The sequence below is a fragment of the Neobacillus niacini genome, assembly GCF_019749295.1.
Taxonomy (GTDB): domain Bacteria; phylum Bacillota; class Bacilli; order Bacillales; family Cytobacillaceae; genus Neobacillus; species Neobacillus niacini_D.
This window is the reverse complement of record NZ_JACWFG010000015.1, coordinates 90165-104970: the sequence shown is the minus strand read 5'-3', so window position 1 is coordinate 104970 and position 14806 is coordinate 90165. Positions and strand designations below refer to the sequence as shown.

20 protein-coding genes and 1 riboswitch are annotated in these 14806 nt (G+C 37.1%); of the genes, 5 read left to right on the top strand and 15 right to left on the bottom strand.

Translation table 11 applies throughout. From position 1 onward, the window contains the following. Positions 1-105 precede the first annotated feature (105 nt). Both H0184_RS20440 and H0184_RS20435 read right to left on the bottom strand, forming a co-directional pair. Complete coding sequence (locus H0184_RS20440; protein WP_221827875.1) at positions 106-555, bottom strand: GNAT family N-acetyltransferase; 450 nt, start codon at positions 553-555, stop codon at positions 106-108. Positions 556-605: 50 nt separating this feature from the next. Then, positions 606-1013, bottom strand: a complete 408-nt coding sequence (locus H0184_RS20435) for a RidA family protein (protein ID WP_221827874.1) — start codon at positions 1011-1013, stop codon at positions 606-608. Positions 1014-1174: 161 nt separating this feature from the next. On the opposite strand from H0184_RS20435, the gene H0184_RS20430 reads away from it, so the two are divergent. Then, complete coding sequence (locus H0184_RS20430; protein ID WP_221827873.1) at positions 1175-2152, top strand: NAD(P)-dependent alcohol dehydrogenase; 978 nt, start codon at positions 1175-1177, stop codon at positions 2150-2152. A 65-nt stretch (positions 2153-2217) separates the two neighbouring features. Then, positions 2218-2730, top strand: a complete 513-nt coding sequence (locus tag H0184_RS20425; RefSeq protein WP_221827872.1) for a GNAT family N-acetyltransferase — start codon at positions 2218-2220, stop codon at positions 2728-2730. A gap of 107 nt (positions 2731-2837) precedes the next feature. On the opposite strand, the gene H0184_RS20420 is transcribed toward H0184_RS20425, so the two are convergent. Beyond that, positions 2838-3131, bottom strand: coding sequence for an RNA polymerase alpha subunit C-terminal domain-containing protein (locus tag H0184_RS20420; protein ID WP_221827871.1), 294 nt, complete (start codon positions 3129-3131; stop codon positions 2838-2840). A 179-nt stretch (positions 3132-3310) separates the two neighbouring features. On the opposite strand from H0184_RS20420, the gene H0184_RS20415 reads away from it, so the two are divergent. Further along, positions 3311-3523, top strand: coding sequence for a hypothetical protein (locus H0184_RS20415; RefSeq protein WP_221827870.1), 213 nt, complete (start codon positions 3311-3313; stop codon positions 3521-3523). A gap of 19 nt (positions 3524-3542) precedes the next feature. On the opposite strand, the gene H0184_RS20410 is transcribed toward H0184_RS20415, so the two are convergent. From H0184_RS20410 to H0184_RS20380, 8 genes are all read right to left on the bottom strand, one after another. Beyond that, on the bottom strand, positions 3543-4127 hold the full coding sequence (locus H0184_RS20410) for a cupin domain-containing protein (protein WP_221827869.1): 585 nt from the start codon (positions 4125-4127) through the stop codon (positions 3543-3545). 185 nt (positions 4128-4312) lie between these two features. Beyond that, complete coding sequence (locus H0184_RS20405; protein ID WP_221827942.1) at positions 4313-4945, bottom strand: YcnI family copper-binding membrane protein; 633 nt, start codon at positions 4943-4945, stop codon at positions 4313-4315. 37 nt (positions 4946-4982) lie between these two features. Continuing rightward, complete coding sequence (locus H0184_RS20400; protein WP_221827868.1) at positions 4983-5561, bottom strand: copper resistance CopC family protein; 579 nt, start codon at positions 5559-5561, stop codon at positions 4983-4985. 182 nt (positions 5562-5743) lie between these two features. Beyond that, a complete protein-coding gene (locus H0184_RS20395; protein ID WP_221827867.1) occupies positions 5744-6808 on the bottom strand; it encodes an undecaprenyldiphospho-muramoylpentapeptide beta-N-acetylglucosaminyltransferase in 1065 nt (354 codons plus the stop codon). Positions 6809-7014: 206 nt separating this feature from the next. Next, entirely contained in the window at positions 7015-7146 is a 132-nt protein-coding gene (locus H0184_RS27785) for a hypothetical protein (RefSeq protein ID WP_260631695.1), read from the bottom strand. An 80-nt stretch (positions 7147-7226) separates the two neighbouring features. After that, positions 7227-8450 carry a translocation protein TolB gene (locus H0184_RS20390; protein ID WP_221827866.1) on the bottom strand — a complete coding sequence of 408 codons (1224 nt, stop codon included), beginning with the start codon at positions 8448-8450 and terminating at the stop codon, positions 7227-7229. Positions 8451-8560: 110 nt separating this feature from the next. Then, complete coding sequence (locus H0184_RS20385) at positions 8561-9433, bottom strand: 5'-methylthioadenosine/S-adenosylhomocysteine nucleosidase (RefSeq protein WP_221827865.1); 873 nt, start codon at positions 9431-9433, stop codon at positions 8561-8563. A gap of 173 nt (positions 9434-9606) precedes the next feature. Next, a riboswitch (purine riboswitch) is annotated at positions 9607-9709 on the bottom strand. A gap of 194 nt (positions 9710-9903) precedes the next feature. Beyond that, positions 9904-10983, bottom strand: a complete 1080-nt coding sequence (locus H0184_RS20380) for an NAD(P)H-dependent flavin oxidoreductase (RefSeq protein WP_221827864.1) — start codon at positions 10981-10983, stop codon at positions 9904-9906. A gap of 538 nt (positions 10984-11521) precedes the next feature. On the opposite strand from H0184_RS20380, the gene H0184_RS20375 reads away from it, so the two are divergent. Next, a complete protein-coding gene (locus tag H0184_RS20375; RefSeq protein ID WP_221827863.1) occupies positions 11522-12247 on the top strand; it encodes a hypothetical protein in 726 nt (241 codons plus the stop codon). Positions 12248-12316: 69 nt separating this feature from the next. On the opposite strand, the gene H0184_RS20370 is transcribed toward H0184_RS20375, so the two are convergent. Next, positions 12317-12613, bottom strand: a complete 297-nt coding sequence (locus tag H0184_RS20370) for a hypothetical protein (RefSeq protein WP_221827862.1) — start codon at positions 12611-12613, stop codon at positions 12317-12319. Next, positions 12586-12765 carry a hypothetical protein gene (locus H0184_RS20365; RefSeq protein ID WP_221827861.1) on the bottom strand — a complete coding sequence of 60 codons (180 nt, stop codon included), beginning with the start codon at positions 12763-12765 and terminating at the stop codon, positions 12586-12588. The genes H0184_RS20370 and H0184_RS20365 overlap by 28 nt, the downstream gene beginning before the upstream one ends. Positions 12766-12835: 70 nt before the next feature. On the opposite strand from H0184_RS20365, the gene H0184_RS20360 reads away from it, so the two are divergent. Continuing rightward, positions 12836-13219, top strand: a complete 384-nt coding sequence (locus H0184_RS20360; RefSeq protein ID WP_221827860.1) for a helix-turn-helix domain-containing protein — start codon at positions 12836-12838, stop codon at positions 13217-13219. Positions 13220-13439: 220 nt separating this feature from the next. Here the strand turns inward: H0184_RS20360 and H0184_RS28120 are convergent, their stop codons facing one another. Beyond that, positions 13440-13586: a putative holin-like toxin gene (locus H0184_RS28120; protein ID WP_221827859.1), complete on the bottom strand. Its 147-nt coding sequence runs from the start codon at positions 13584-13586 to the stop codon at positions 13440-13442. A 71-nt stretch (positions 13587-13657) separates the two neighbouring features. Further along, the gene (locus H0184_RS20350) at positions 13658-14560 is read right to left on the bottom strand and encodes a TIGR01777 family oxidoreductase (RefSeq protein ID WP_221827858.1); all 903 of its coding nucleotides are present in this window, start codon (positions 14558-14560) and stop codon (positions 13658-13660) included. Positions 14561-14806 lie beyond the last annotated feature (246 nt).

The following is a 14806-nucleotide window of genomic DNA, read 5'->3' as shown; positions in this document are numbered from 1 at the left end:
CATGTGAACAGCTTCACATAAAAGCGCTTCCATAATAGGCGGAATAGGAAAATAATAGTGAATAATTAGAAAATAGTGGGAGTTACAATGGCATGCGATAGTGAATTAATTGGATTCCCATTCGTATAAAATATCTGCTAGATTCTCTTCATTTTCATGCCCTCTGCCAATCACTTTAAATCCATGTTTTTCATAGAATCGTTGGGCAATCTTGTTAACTTCAAACGTATATAAAGTCAATCTTCCCTTTGAATTGCGTTTTGCCTTATCTAGTAATGTTTTCCCTAGGCCAATTTCTTGGTAATCATTATCAATATATAACTGGCTTATCTCGCTGTCATTATACGCAATCATTCCTACAACTTTATAATCCATTAATACTAATTCAATTTGAAATTGTTTAGCCAAGATAGTATTTAGGAAGTTTACGTGATTTTCAAAACTGTGAATTTCTTTCTGACCAATAGCACTTTCTTTGCTCTCTCTCCACATTTGCACGATTTGTTCGGCATACTTTGGGTCATATTCAGTAATGATGATTTTGTTTTTCTGCATATCAATATCTCCTCAATTTAGTTGGGGAACGCCAACATGTTCCCCTTCAATTATTTATTCTCTACAGCAGCGACTGCCTCAAGTTCTACTAATTGATTACGATATCCCAATACTGTAACCCCTGATAATGTACTTGGGACATCATGGGCGCCAAACTCTTTTCTTATTGTTTCCCAAGCGGTCACCAAATCAGCCTGGTTTTGAGTGGCTACGAGAACTCTAGTATAGACTACATCCTTCAACGTGGCGCCGCATTCTTTCAATGCCTCTTTCAAATTCTCCACACAAAGGTTTGCCTGAAGCTCATAATCACTAGATTCAGGAACGACTCCTTCATTCGTTAAGGGACATGCTCCCGCTAAAAATAATAAATCCAACCCAGCAGGCACGCGGCTAGCATAGGCATAATCAACTTGAGCTAACTTTGTAGAATGAATGAGTGATATTTTTTTATCCATTGTATTCCCATCCTTTTGTCTTTGGACTTTTTTTGCTTACTATTCTTTAACGATTATATCAAGTTTTAAAGAAAACTCGAAATAATAATATAATTCAAGTATTGAATTTTCTCCGGTCAGAATATCTTCAATATTAGGTGTTTTATTTTAGGAGGGCAAAAATGAAGGCAATCATTACTAAAAAATATGGTCCACCTGATGTCCTTGAATTAACAGAAGTTGAAAATCCTATTCCTAACGATAACCAAGTATTGGTTAGAGTTCATGCTGCATCCTTGAATTATGGAAACCTAGTTCTATTAAAAGGAAAGCCTTTCTTAGCTCGCTTCGCTTTTGGTCTGCTAAAACCAAAATACTCTATACCAGGTGGTGACATTGCAGGACAGGTGGAAGCTGTGGGTAAGGATGTTACCCAGTTTCAGATTGGCGATGAAGTTTTTGGGGACCTATCAAGTTGTGGTTGGGGCGGATTTGCCGAATATGTTTGTGTTCCTGCTCATGCTTTAGCTTTAAAACCTTCCAATCTTTCCTATGAGGAAGCCGCTGCCGTGCCAATGGCTGGTGCCACAGCCTTACAAGGATTACGAGATAAAGGCAACATTCAACCTGGACAAAAAGTATTGATTAATGGAGCTTCTGGCGGTGTGGGTACATTTGCCGTTCAAATTGCGAAATCATTTGGAGCACAGGTAACAGGTGTGTGCAGTACGAGAAATTTAGAGATATTACAATCATTAGGAGCAGATTATTCCATTGATTATACCAAGGAAAGTTTTACGAATAACAATCAGAAATATGATCTTATTGTTGGGGTTAATGGACATCAATCGATTTCAGATTATAAGCGTACATTAGCTCCTAATGGCACTTTTGTTCACATCGGCGGTTCTGAGTCTCAAATGTTCCAAGCAATGCTCCAGGGTCCTTGGATAGCAAAAACCTCAAATAAAAAAGTGGGCACTTTTTTACAAAGACAAAATCAAAAGGATTTGAACGCTTTAAAGGAACTTGTTGAATCTGGGAAAGTAAAACCAGTTATCGATAGAAAATATAAGTTGAGTGATCTTTCAGAAGCGTTCAGGTACTTTGAACAAGGGCATGCACAAGGAAAAGTGGTTATTAAAGTAGGAGGAATATAAAATATTTTCAAATTCTCTTATCACTGATATAATTTAGCCCATACTCAAATTTAGGGGTGCAAGATGTGATAAGATTTGCAAATGAAGAGGATTTACAGAATATATTAAATATCTATAACGATGCAGTCCTAAATACGACTGCTGTTTATACGTATAAGGCTCAAACCCTTGAAAGCAGACAGATTTGGTACAAACAAAAAATGGAAGAAGGTTATCCTGTAATTGTGTATGAACTGGATCATAAGGCCGTTGGATTTGCCACATTCGGCCCCTTCAGGCCATGGCCAGCCTACAAATATTCGATTGAGCATTCCATTTATGTAGATCCAAATTATCAGCGAAAAGGGATTGCCACTTCCTTATTGAAAGAAATCATTGCGATTGCCAATGAAAGGGAGTATAGGACATTAATTGCCGGAATCGACGCAGCAAATGAAAAAAGTATTGCCATGCACAAGAATGTTGGCTTTGAACATTCAGGAACGATTAAGGCAGCAGGCTATAAATTTAATAAATGGCTTGACCTGGCTTTTTATCAATTAAACCTTAACGGACCCAAAAATCCAGTAGAAGAATGATATAGCAGCAGTCCACCCCAAAGCTTGTGCTTTGGGGTTTACGATTATGTCCCCTTTTATAGCCAACATTCAAAATTTTGATAAGTAACAAACGCCTAATACCATGATTAGTCTCTGAAAGATAGTCCTTCTTCCTCCAAAGCTAACCTGAGTTTGGGTAAGGAAGCCGGTCCCATTCCATGAAATTTTAATATCTCCTTTTCACTACACGTTGATAGCTTCTGTAAAGAGGTGACTCCATTGTGTTCCAATGCACGTCTTGCAGGTGCTGAGAGCACTGTAAGGAACCCACTTTCAGGTTTTCGTTCTGACTCACATGTCGGACAGCTTGGACAATCACTGCTTTTGTAAAATTTGTGCCCTTTTTTGCAGATTTTCAAATTTTTATCAGAGGCTTGCATTCCAACACTCCTTTTTGGTTGAAGGTTATTTCCTTACTTAATTTTAGAGTAATTTTTTCAAAATTGAAATAAACTCAACTTTCTATGAAAATTAGAATTTAGATAAATTAAGATATTGAGCTGAATTCAAAGGAGAAAACGTACTTAATGTCGAAATACTAGTTAAAGGGGTTGGCCCAATGAATAAAATAGGTTTATTAAAAAATCTGCGTAATGCTAGTCGAAGTAATTTGTTTTCAACTGAGATTCCTAAAGCTTCAAAAGAGGATGAAAAAAAGATTGAAGGTTGGGTTGGAGAGTTAGAAAGTGAAGGAAAAATTAAGGTAAGAGAATGTGTTCAGCGAGAATACTCCGTTTATTTACATGGAATAATTAAGTATGCATCCGAATAATCGGATGCATCTTTTTGGTTTAATCATGATTTCCTTCAGCAGCCATTGCTTCTGCTTTGGTCCTATGAACCGTACCAAATGGATGTTCAGCCGGTGCATAAATGGAATATAGTTTCAGAGGGGTATTTCCTGTATTGGTTACATTATGCCATTTCCCAGCAGGTATCATAATGGCAAAATCATCCGAAACTTGTGCTTGGAAAGTTAAATTATCTTGTGTGTCACCCATTTGAACGATTCCTTCCCCCGCTTCCACACGTAAGAATTGATCCGTATTTGGATGATTTTCTAAACCAATGTCTTCCCCAACATTAATACTCATTAACGTGACCTGCAAATGCTCCCCTGTCCATAAGGCTGTACGAAATGTATTGTTTTGCTGTGTAGCATCGTCAATATTTACGACAAATGGTTCTTTTCCATAATCTTTTATGTCAATGTTTCTTGCTGTATTAAAGGATTGCCAGTATCCGTATTGGTTTGCATAATCTAACTCATTTTGATATCCCCCATAAATAGGGTGTCTATAGACATTATACGTTGGGACATTGTAGTAATAGGGATTGGAATATGGATAGGGATATGAATAAGGTACATAGTACATTTTGATCATTCCTTTCAAATTTTCATCACGATATCCTATTCACCTATTAATGAAATGTTATAATTTTTGATTTTACTATTTTTTTAACAGATTTATGATTTTTTAGTCAATATAATAAGGCTTTATTTTGCTCCTCTAAAGAAAAAAGACAAGAACATCAAACTTCTTGTCTTTTAAGGATAAAATTATGCTTTTTTAAGTGAAATAACAAGAGCTAACAACCCTGCAATTAGAGCTGCAATCGATACATACAGTGGAGCATTCGAAGGGCTAGTTGTTTCTTTCACTTCTTCGTGGGTTTGCTCCTTTTTGTCTTCCTCTTGTGTAACAGGACTATGGTGTTCGTCAGAACCGTCAGCTGGTTTTGGATTAACAATGGTCACTGAAGCAGGTTTTTCTGCATCTTGTGCACCCAACCACTCTACTACGCTTCCATCCTGGTAAATCTGGTAAGCCTTCCAAACAATTTCAGTTGCACCGTCAGCTACTTTTCCTTGCATGTTAAAATGCCCGAACTCTGTAGGTGCTAGGCCGCTACCTTCTGCAATCCATGTTACACTTGTTATCTTATCTGAACCATCTCTTTCTAGCTCATATTTCCAGCCTGGCTTTGGTTCAAATCGAGTGATATTTACATCTGGTGAAATTACGACTTTTACTTGCGTAGTCGATACTGATTCATTCTCAGATGGAACTCTAACGGTGAATACTTCATAGCTTCCCTGAGTTGTTTCCTTAGGCAGTACCGTTACATGAGCACTTGCAATCCCAGCAAAAACGGAAAATGCAGCGAGCATTAATACCAATGAACTTATCATTTTTTTCAATTTAGAAATCTTCCCTTCCACTATTTACCTATCGCTTCTTCCGAGTGAACATCAAAAGAACAATACCAAATATAACGATTAAAATAATAAAAACTGTAATTAACATACTGTTATTATTTTGTTCATCATTTTCTTCTGATGTATCAGAAGCGATATTTTGTTCATCCTTCATGGGTTCAATTTGATTTTTTTCATTTTTATCTTCTTTATTTGCTTCAGTTTCCTCAGGTGTATCTGGTGTAGGTTCTGGCCCATTTTGAGCCATCTCAACTACAAAATTGATTTCACCTTTTATCGGATGACCATCTTCCCCAACAATTTTCCATTGAATTATGTATGATCCATTTTCTAATGGCTTTGCAATTGTCCCAAGTAATTGCTTATTTTCAACTTTGATGTCCTCTAATGGGATGACATTTCCATCCTTCACCAAATCCATGGTGCTTAATACCTCAATCGGGGTACCAAAAGTAAGGATAATTTGTTCAAGATCCTCTTTTACCACTTGTCCTTCTGCTGGATTGGAAGAGGATAAACTTGTGTGTGCATGAACAAATGAAGGTAACAGTATCAAAGTACAAAACAAAATTAAGATGATTTTTTTCAAGATATGACTCCTTTCAACCTGACTCATGTAGGTCTAATTTTTCATTCGTTAATTGTGTTAAAACCCACACCAACTTACTCATATTAACACTATATTTATGTGTTTATTAATGCTAGGACACAATTTCATAAAGTTGTCACAATTACAACGAGGATTAAGTCCATTATCGGACTCTTCAGTAATTAGTTCACCTTATTTATTTCAGATATCAGTAATTGAATGGCTTCACCCTTCTTAGAATCTTTCATATTCTTCTTGAACTTATTACTGTTAGAGTGGACGTTATCTACATATTCCATCAAGGTTTTACTAGTAAGCTTCTCTTCTTCAAGAGTTAGGGAGTATCCCTTATCTTGAAATGCCCGTGCATTTAAAATCTGGTCTCCTCGACTTTGATCTAAACCTAATGGAATAATAAGCATAGGAATATTTAGAGCTAGAAATTCAAAGATTGCATTTGAACCGCCCCTCGTAATAACCATCTCAGTAGCAGCCAATATATCTGATAACTCATCATGTACATATTCAAATTGTCTATACCCAGGATAATTAGCTAAAGAATCATCTCTATTATTTTTTCCGCATAAATGAACAACCTGGAAATGTTCAGTTAGTTCTTTCAACGATTCTCGGACTACTTCATTTATTTTTCTAGCACCTAAACTTCCACCCATAATCGTTATAATTGGACGTTTTTTATCGAATCCTAGAAACGCTCTTCCTTTTTCTGCGGAACCGCTTAAAATCTCCTTTCGAATCGGAGAACCGATAGCAGTTGTTATCAGTTCGGGAAAGAATGCTTTTGTTTCTTCAAATGAGGTGAAAATCCTTGTTGCAAATCTTTGAGAAATTTTATTAGCTAATCCTGGTGTCATGTCACTTTCATGTATAAAAATAGGGATACGTAAGGACTTAGCAGCTAAGATGACAGGAACTGACACAAACCCTCCTTTAGAGAAAAGTAAAGTAGGTTTTATTTTTCTAAGAATCCTTCTTGCTTCAAAACAACCTTTTATCACTCTAAACATATCAATAAAATTTTCAAAATCAATATATCTTCTAAGCTTCCCACTGCTTATCCCATAATAAGGAATGTTTATTTTTTGTATTAATTCCTTTTCAATCCCTTTTTTAGAACCAATATAAAAGATCTCCCAATCCTTACTCAACTCATTAATAATGGCCAGATTTGGCGTTACATGCCCTGCCGATCCACCACCTGTAAAGACAATTTTCTTTTTCGACATAAATCCTCCTATAGGGTTATTCAGAAATTTTGTTGTATTCATTATACGTTGTTTTAAGGGGTAAATTCATCATTTCTTCTAAACTACCTATACGATATATACCATAGAAAAAGACCACCATGCTGGCAGCCTCGTTCGGTTGATAATACAATTCGTATTAATTTACTATCAGTTAATCCATTCCCGTATATTAAAACATAGATCTCTTATTTCATTTTTATAGGAGTCACTACGGCAAAAGTATTTTCAGATGGATCACTTACGTTTATCTCGATAATTTTATAACCGTTTCCTCCATGGTTGCCATCATTTTTAGTTGTTAATTGGATGTCTTTCATCTGTACAAACTTCCTTCCAAAAAAAATTCTCACAGAAGCTACTATATGATTATTCACATAATTTGTGCATCAATTTAAAATTATTCACTATTTCTTTGAAAAATGGGTGCTGAATCAACGTCCTTAAGCCATATATTCTCTTGACTTGTTAATGAATCCTTTATCCATACATTCCCCATATCTTCCTTCTCTTCTTTTCGAAACCATATAAGGTGGGATTCAACTACCTGGGGGTCAACATCGAACTCGTTCATTTTTGGAAAAGTAACCTGCTGCTGTTCCTCCGATTTAATATTTATCGCATAAAGAGCGGTAAACATAGTTGGAACAGGTCCCTCCTTCCACTCCTTGTTCTCTTTTGCACGAGCTACGATTACCTTGTCAGGGGAAAACCACTCTAAATCAAGGTCTACAAATCCTTTAGGTGTATATTCCCTTTGTTGAACAGCACTTGGCATTTCAGCTATCTTTGACATCTTATTGTCTACGAAAAATCTGCCTTCTCCGGAAATATAAGCAAGTTGATTAGCTGATGGCGCCCACTTCATCCAGTCTTTATAGCCCAGCATATTTCCTATTTTATGAAATCGCTCTCCCTCAGACGTTAGAACACATAATGTATTACTATCGTTTGACCAGGATGCTGTAGGTGTAGCTAAAAAACTAACCCATTTTCCATCAAAACTCCACTTAAAATAATCTGCAGAAATACCAAACAAATCAGACGTATTGTTTTGAATCGTGTAGAAATCTCTCATTTTATTACCATTAAGATTTGCATCCACTGGAATCCTAAATAACTGAACAGGACCCCATCCTGTAGGCAGCAAATTTGCGTGTGAGGAAACAATAAATTCTCTTCCATTTGGGAACCAGTCAAAATCACTAACACCTAAAGAGACATTTTCAAAACCCAGCGGTCTGCCCTCCTTGGTTTTCGTAACATTCAATACTCCGCCTGAAGTATAGGCTAGTTGATTTTTTACTGGTGACCATTTAAAGTTAGATGTTTGTATACTTACATAAGGCTTGTAGCTTTCCTTTGCTTTTGTATCATAAATGAATAATTGCGATTTCTCTCCTTGTTCAGCACTATCAATATAAGCGATGAAACGACCATCATAGGACCATTTCGGAGAATACACATATTGTCCTTTTGTCACTTGTAGTTCATCTTCTCCTTGTTTAATCCAAAGCTGGTGGTCGCGAATAAAGGCTGCAGAGAGTGGTACTTCTGCACTGACCATTGTTGTTGAGAACTGAAAACATATGAAGATGACTAGTAATAAAACCCGATATGCCATGATTATCCCTCCTGCTCATAGGATATCCAGTTTAAAGATAGGAATTCTTCCTTAAACCTAACCAAAAAAATACGTTTCTACTAATGTAGAAACGCATTTTCTTTGTCTGCTTATTTACTTTTTTTCATTGAAATATATTCTTTTACAACTTCATAAACGTATTTTTGATTCGCTTCCGCTGTACCCGGATCGTAAGTGCCGCCATTTGTTTTATTATTTGATAGAATTCGAATCCCTAAGAATGCTACATCATAAGCATCAGCAATTTGTGCAACTGAGGCACCTTCCATTTCTTCTACAGAGGTACCATAAACCTCGTGAATCCATTTAATTCTATCTACTTCACTATTCCAAAAGTCTGCTGAACCAATTGTACCTTCGACAACTTTCCCCTTCGTGTACGTGTCTTTAACTGCATTGGCTGCGGCAAGTAATTCCTTATCTCCCTCATAGTAACGGACTTTGTTCGCACTCGCGTCAGAACCGCTTCCTTCTGATGCCATTAAATCCATTGGGATCCATGTAGTGGGATCAGTTCCTTGGCCTTCATCCATATTCTCTGTTTTTAATGAACCGATATTTGTCGTTCTTTCCCCTAGTACAATATCAAATACATTTAGATTCGGATCATGACCGCCGGAAGTACCTTGATTGATGATCGCGATCGGGTCATATTTTTCAATCGCCAATGCTGTAGCAGCTGCTGCATTTTCCATTCCCTTCCCTGTTTTCGTTACAATGACAGGGTAATCGTTAAGCGTCCCTTTATAGAAAACAAAGTTTCCTGATTTTTCGATTTTCACTTTTTCTAATTTATCGGCAAAATATTCTGCTTCAATGGGCATTGGACCTTGAATAATAATCGTTCTCTCGGCACTCTTTGCTTTTGTTTCTTTTAAATCAGTGGAATTACAACCTGCCACCAATAACATAGTGGAAATAGCTGTGACTGAAACAATTTTCTTAAACATTTTGTTTTTCATCAATAATCTCTCCCCTTTTTCTAGTTGTGTACACTCTCCCCTAAATGGTCCCAAAGGGAAAAAGTCTAGAACGTACAGGAACATTCCTGCCACCCTAGACTATCGAAAGTTAAAGTATAAAATAATGAAGCAAAAATCACTAAATTATCTCATGGCATCAGACAGAAAGTCTGGACCATATTACTTTAACTCGTAGTCTAGTTCATTATTGGGAACCAGGTAGAAACACTCAGACCATATTACCGAGTATATACGAGTATCGTTATCTATGATTATTACTTTGTTAATATAACAAACTTATAAAAGGTGGTCAACAAAAAGGTGAATATTATTATAGTGTTTTTGTTTGAATGTTCGTGTTTTAGGAAAAAAGTAACGTATTAATAGCTATTTTTTCCTTTTATCGCAAAAAAAAACATATCATTCTATAAAAAAAGCAATTCTTCGGTATGGAAGAATTGCTTCAATTTCTATAAGTTATTCTGGATGTTTTTAGCTTCAGTTAAAATCGTATTAAATAGCACTCTAACACTTTGTGTTTTTGCTAATCTAGGACTTTGACCGGACCAAAGTGATAGATAGTCTGCGTTTTGTTGAGAAGAAGATGCCTTTCTTATCGGTTGAGTAAGTGTGTTTTGAACAGGGAATTCAGGTAATACATCTTCATATTTCTCCATTTCTACAATAAACTTATTCTTAATCCCTCTTGCCCATTTGCCGGAAAATGTTCGGGTTAAGACTGTCTGGTCCTCGCTAGCATGCAGGATCGCTTCCTTGTACTTCTGTTGTGCACCGCTTTCGATACATGTTAAGAAAGCAGTACCCATTTGGACACCCATTGCACCCAAGCAGAGAGAAGCCGTTAATCCTCGCCCGTCCATAATACCTCCAGCAGCAATAACGGGAATGCTGACATGATCGACAATTTGTGGAATCAATGACATTAAGCCTATTAAACTATTATGACTTTCAGAAATAAAGTTCCCTCTATGTCCTCCTGCTTCACTGCCCTGCACCACAACCATATCCATTCCTGATTTTTCAACTTCAATGGCTTCCTCTACAGTTGTAGCTGTTCCAATCAGAATAACATCATTCCTTCTTAAGTCAGCAATGACTTCTTCAGAAGGAATACCAAATGTAAAGGAGCAAACTGGAATTCTTTCTTCGATGACAACTTTGATTTGTTCATTAAATGTTTTAATAATTTGATCACTTGTTGGGAGATCTATTGTGTGGTCATGGTGTATTTGCAGGTGATTTCGAATGGGCTGTAATAGCTGATTGGCCTTGTTTACTTCGTTTTCTGTATAAGAAAAATCGTTAGGAACAAATAAATTAATGCCAAATGGCTTTTTTGTTAGCTGCTTAATTTCCTTAATTTGGTCTCGAATCTGAGCGGGAGTCATATAGCCTGCCCCAATCATTCCAAGACCTCCAGCATTTGAAACCTCTGCAACTAATTTTGAAGTCGTGATACCTCCCGCCATGGGAGCTTGGATAATGGGGTGCTCAATTTTTAAAAGTCCTGTCAGTTTATTAGTAAACAATGAATACACCTCGTTGACTATATTTTCATAGATTTGACTCTAGTAGGAATATGTATTTGCCAATCGATCCGTTAACTTCCTATTTTTTAAGTGTAACACAGTCTTCACAAACAAATTTTCCTTCGTTTAGTAAATACGCTTTGATTTCTGTAAAACCTTTTCGCTTAGGGTATTTCATTTTTACAAAAACCATATCATCTCCCTTTATTTCCTTCTCGCAAACCATACACTTAGGTTTATCCCACAACACGAAACCGACTCCTTTTCTAACAATGATTGTAATGATTGTTTAGGTTTGTATATAACCATCTTATTAGTTTTGTAGGACCAGGACAATAAAAAGGGATTAAACATCTCCCATGAAACTTTTCGTAAAAATAGGCTCCTGAAATTCAAAATACCACTCAACTTCTTAGAAAAACAATGTAACCATACTCACATGATATCGTCTACTTTATAGAGAAAATAGTTGCAGCATACAATCAAGCACCGATCGCAGCACAATCATTTTAATTGTCATCAAGAAAGGATGATTGTTATGTTTCAATCGAAAGGTTTTCATTATTTTCTGATCAGTTTTTTGGTGTTTCTGCTGTTTTTCACACCTAGAATGTTTTCTCCAATGCCGGATGATAAGACTGTATCAGCAGCACAGATGAAATCAGAGAAGAAACAAAAGGAAAAAGTCAAAATGACAGTTGAATATAAAGGCAAGATTTATCGTGATTTGGAAACACATTATTACTTATTTTCAACTGCAAAGAAAGGAACCATTGACATCAGTTGGGGACCTGATACAGTGGGATCCGATTATATCATTACTGATAAAAACTGGTCTGCCATGTATGGAAATGGAGCTGTATTGCCAGCAGGAGATTATATGTTGGTGATTACGTCAAATCCTGCAGAATCACCGGAAGACCCGTCCCTATTAACTTATCATTTTATTCTAAAAGGACTAACGTTTAAGGAAGCGCCCGACACTTCGCTTCCAAAACTAACCATTGAAAGTCCAATCGAGCTTGTGACGCACCTTCCTACGGGAGAACATGATGTTACGTTCCAAGGGTGTTCGGATGCAGATAGCATTATTTTTACAGACGAGGTGATAACTGAACAGTTACCAAGTTTATTTGAAAAGAGCATTCATTTTGATGAATCTACTCCAAATTATCGCGCATACAGAATTACGGCTGCAAATGAATCAGGTAACAGTGTTAATCGATATTTTGAGTTTATTTATGAAGGTGGAATTTCTCAATAAAGGATAAATTTCGGGGTTCCATACCAAATGTCCCTAGACGGATGTCTAGGGACATTTGGTGTAAACTAGTTATTTTACACTACCCTGAATAGGTGCAGGTGACTTTTCAAAGGTAAATTCTTCATACCCATTCTCAGCAATTTCTGTACATTTCTGACGGTAGGCACCGGCACCTCCTAAATAGATTAAGAATCTCCGAGTCTTACCAGGGATGTTGGCCCCGGTGTACCATGATTCCGTTTTCGTGAATAATGTGGCTTCTGCCACTTCTCGGCAATGCTTGCTCCATGCTTCTTCGGCTTCAACATTTGCTTCCACTGTTTCCATGTTATTCGCAATCATGTATTCGATGCAATCGGAGACCATTCCACATGCTGCTCAATAGATGCCGGCATATTACTGAAAACCGAAGGACTTTCAGGACCGGTAATCATGAAGAAATTAGGGAAACCAGCATTGGCAACACCAAGGTAGGTTCGAGTATCTTCTCCCCCATTCCACTTTTCCTTAAATGACACACCATCCCTCCCACGAATATCCATTTTTAACAATGGACCTGTCATACCATCAAAGCCGGTAGCAAACACAATGGCGTCGAGCTCATATTCTCCTTCAGACGTACGGATCCCCTTCTCCGTAATTTCTTCAATTTGCTATATTTGTACGACAGAATTTTCCGAAGCCGCTGTTATCGATGAACGAGTTCTTACCTCTTTAACAGATTATGGGAGAATCATCGGGAAGTATATGGAGCAGACCAATTCCCTAGACCAAACATCAAACTTAAGTAAAAGAGAATTAGAGGTAATGCGAAAGATTTCTTGGGGTGAAAGCATGAAGGAAATGGCAGCTGCAATGGAAATAAGTGAATTAACGGTAAAACAATATGTGAAATCAGCGATTAAAAAGCTTGGTGCCCATAATCGTTCCCATGCAGTTGGTGAACTACTAAGAAAAGGCATTATCTCTTAAAAATAAATGTAAACGCTTACCGATTTTTTACTTATTAATTATCCCTCATTTATGTTTCTTTTTTCCTATTTTTCGTTATAATATAGGTAAGCATAAACATAAAATAAAAAGACCGAACATGCTGCAACATGTCGGTCCTGCAATAGTCGGTTTTCCCAAAAGGAACGGCTGTATTATACGGACTAGTAATCCACCTGAGCTGAGCTAACTCGAGGGTGGGTTATTTTTTTTGATTAAATGTCAGTATCGCAATGACTAAACTAGCAAAACCAAACATGATCATAAATGTTTCAAAAACGGTCAAACAGCACCACCCCCCTCCATGGGAGTATGCCGACCACCCCTTAAGACAACCTTCTATTGCCATTTTAGTATATCATAAACAACACGATATAAGAACATACATTCTATTTTTCTTAACAAAATTATCTATTCCTATTAACGTAAGAATAAATCCTCTAAAGCCGAATGAAGTGTTGGGAACATGAATTCAAACCCTACTTGTTGCAACACTTGAGGCACTACATGCTGCCCTTCCAAAACGAGGGCACTTTTTTGCCCAAGGACCATTTTCATTGCCAATGAAGGGACTGGCATCCAATGGGGACGATGCAATACCGCTCCAATGGTCTTACCGAAATCGTTCATTTGGAGTGGTGAGGGTGATGTAACATTTACTGGTCCTCGCAAAGTATCATTATTGAGCACATAGAGAATAGCGCGGACAACATCCGTGACATGCACCCAGGATACCCATTGTTCACCGGAACCTACTTTTCCGCCAACAAATAAACGATAAGGCAGTGCCATAAGAGGCAGAGCCCCACCTTCATTACCGAGCACAACACCAAATCTCATGAAGACTGCACGAACGGACTGTTCTTCCACTTGTTTCGCTTTGTTTTCCCAGTCGCTTACCGTTTTTCCTAAAAAGTCATTAGCTCTTTCCGTAGAATTTTCCGTATAGATAGATGTTTCTGAGGCGGGATAAATGCCAATCGCACTGGCATTAACAAGGACAGCAGGCTTTTCAGGAAGTAAGGAAATGATTCTTAGTAACTCATCTGTTGCGGTCATTCTACTATCATAGATTTGTTTCTGATGCATCCTACTCCATCTGCCTTCGTTGATGGAAACACCAGCTAAATTAATAAAGGCATCTGCATAACCTATATCCTTTTCTGGCGACGATCCTTCAGAAAGCCACTGTACATAAGCTATGTTCCCGTCTGATTTTTTCGCTTCCCTTGTTAAAATGACGACAGAATGGCCTTGTGCATGTAATAATTCAGTTAATTTTCTACCGATAAAACCTGAACCTCCCGCTATAACAATCCTCATTTTACTCCCCCTCTTGTGTTACTGACAGTTTATATATTAGAAAATTATACCATTTCATCTACGTTTATACTGAATTCTTTTATATTCCTAGCTTTGGATATTACAGTTTACACATCGTGAAATAATTCACAAAAAATCCACAGACTCTCCTTCTTATCCATGCTACTATACCTCTTGTAAACAACATAGTGATGTTGCAAATATCTTTTAATATTCAACGATTTTATTAACTACTATACTCTTTAA

Excerpts from the sequence above, each read along its gene's own strand:
- H0184_RS20440 (WP_221827875.1), bottom strand. The coding sequence starts at position 555 with ATGCAGAAAAACAAAATCATCATTACTGAATATGACCCAAAGTATGCC.
- H0184_RS20435 (WP_221827874.1), bottom strand. The coding sequence starts at position 1,013 with ATGGATAAAAAAATATCACTCATTCATTCTACAAAGTTAGCTCAAGTT.
- H0184_RS20430 (WP_221827873.1), top strand. The coding sequence starts at position 1,175 with ATGAAGGCAATCATTACTAAAAAATATGGTCCACCTGATGTCCTTGAA.
- H0184_RS20420 (WP_221827871.1), bottom strand. The coding sequence starts at position 3,131 with ATGCAAGCCTCTGATAAAAATTTGAAAATCTGCAAAAAAGGGCACAAA.
- H0184_RS20415 (WP_221827870.1), top strand. The coding sequence starts at position 3,311 with ATGAATAAAATAGGTTTATTAAAAAATCTGCGTAATGCTAGTCGAAGT.
- H0184_RS20410 (WP_221827869.1), bottom strand. The coding sequence starts at position 4,127 with ATGTACTATGTACCTTATTCATATCCCTATCCATATTCCAATCCCTAT.
- H0184_RS20405 (WP_221827942.1), bottom strand. The coding sequence starts at position 4,945 with ATGATAAGTTCATTGGTATTAATGCTCGCTGCATTTTCCGTTTTTGCT.
- H0184_RS20395 (WP_221827867.1), bottom strand. The coding sequence starts at position 6,808 with ATGTCGAAAAAGAAAATTGTCTTTACAGGTGGTGGATCGGCAGGGCAT.
- H0184_RS27785 (WP_260631695.1), bottom strand. The coding sequence starts at position 7,146 with ATGAAAGACATCCAATTAACAACTAAAAATGATGGCAACCATGGAGGA.
- H0184_RS20390 (WP_221827866.1), bottom strand. The coding sequence starts at position 8,450 with ATGGCATATCGGGTTTTATTACTAGTCATCTTCATATGTTTTCAGTTC.
- H0184_RS20385 (WP_221827865.1), bottom strand. The coding sequence starts at position 9,433 with ATGAAAAACAAAATGTTTAAGAAAATTGTTTCAGTCACAGCTATTTCC.
- H0184_RS20375 (WP_221827863.1), top strand. The coding sequence starts at position 11,522 with ATGTTTCAATCGAAAGGTTTTCATTATTTTCTGATCAGTTTTTTGGTG.
- H0184_RS20370 (WP_221827862.1), bottom strand. The coding sequence starts at position 12,613 with ATGGTCTCCGATTGCATCGAATACATGATTGCGAATAACATGGAAACA.
- H0184_RS20360 (WP_221827860.1), top strand. The coding sequence starts at position 12,836 with ATGGCGTCGAGCTCATATTCTCCTTCAGACGTACGGATCCCCTTCTCC.
- H0184_RS28120 (WP_221827859.1), bottom strand. The coding sequence starts at position 13,586 with ATGGCAATAGAAGGTTGTCTTAAGGGGTGGTCGGCATACTCCCATGGA.
- H0184_RS20350 (WP_221827858.1), bottom strand. The coding sequence starts at position 14,560 with ATGAGGATTGTTATAGCGGGAGGTTCAGGTTTTATCGGTAGAAAATTA.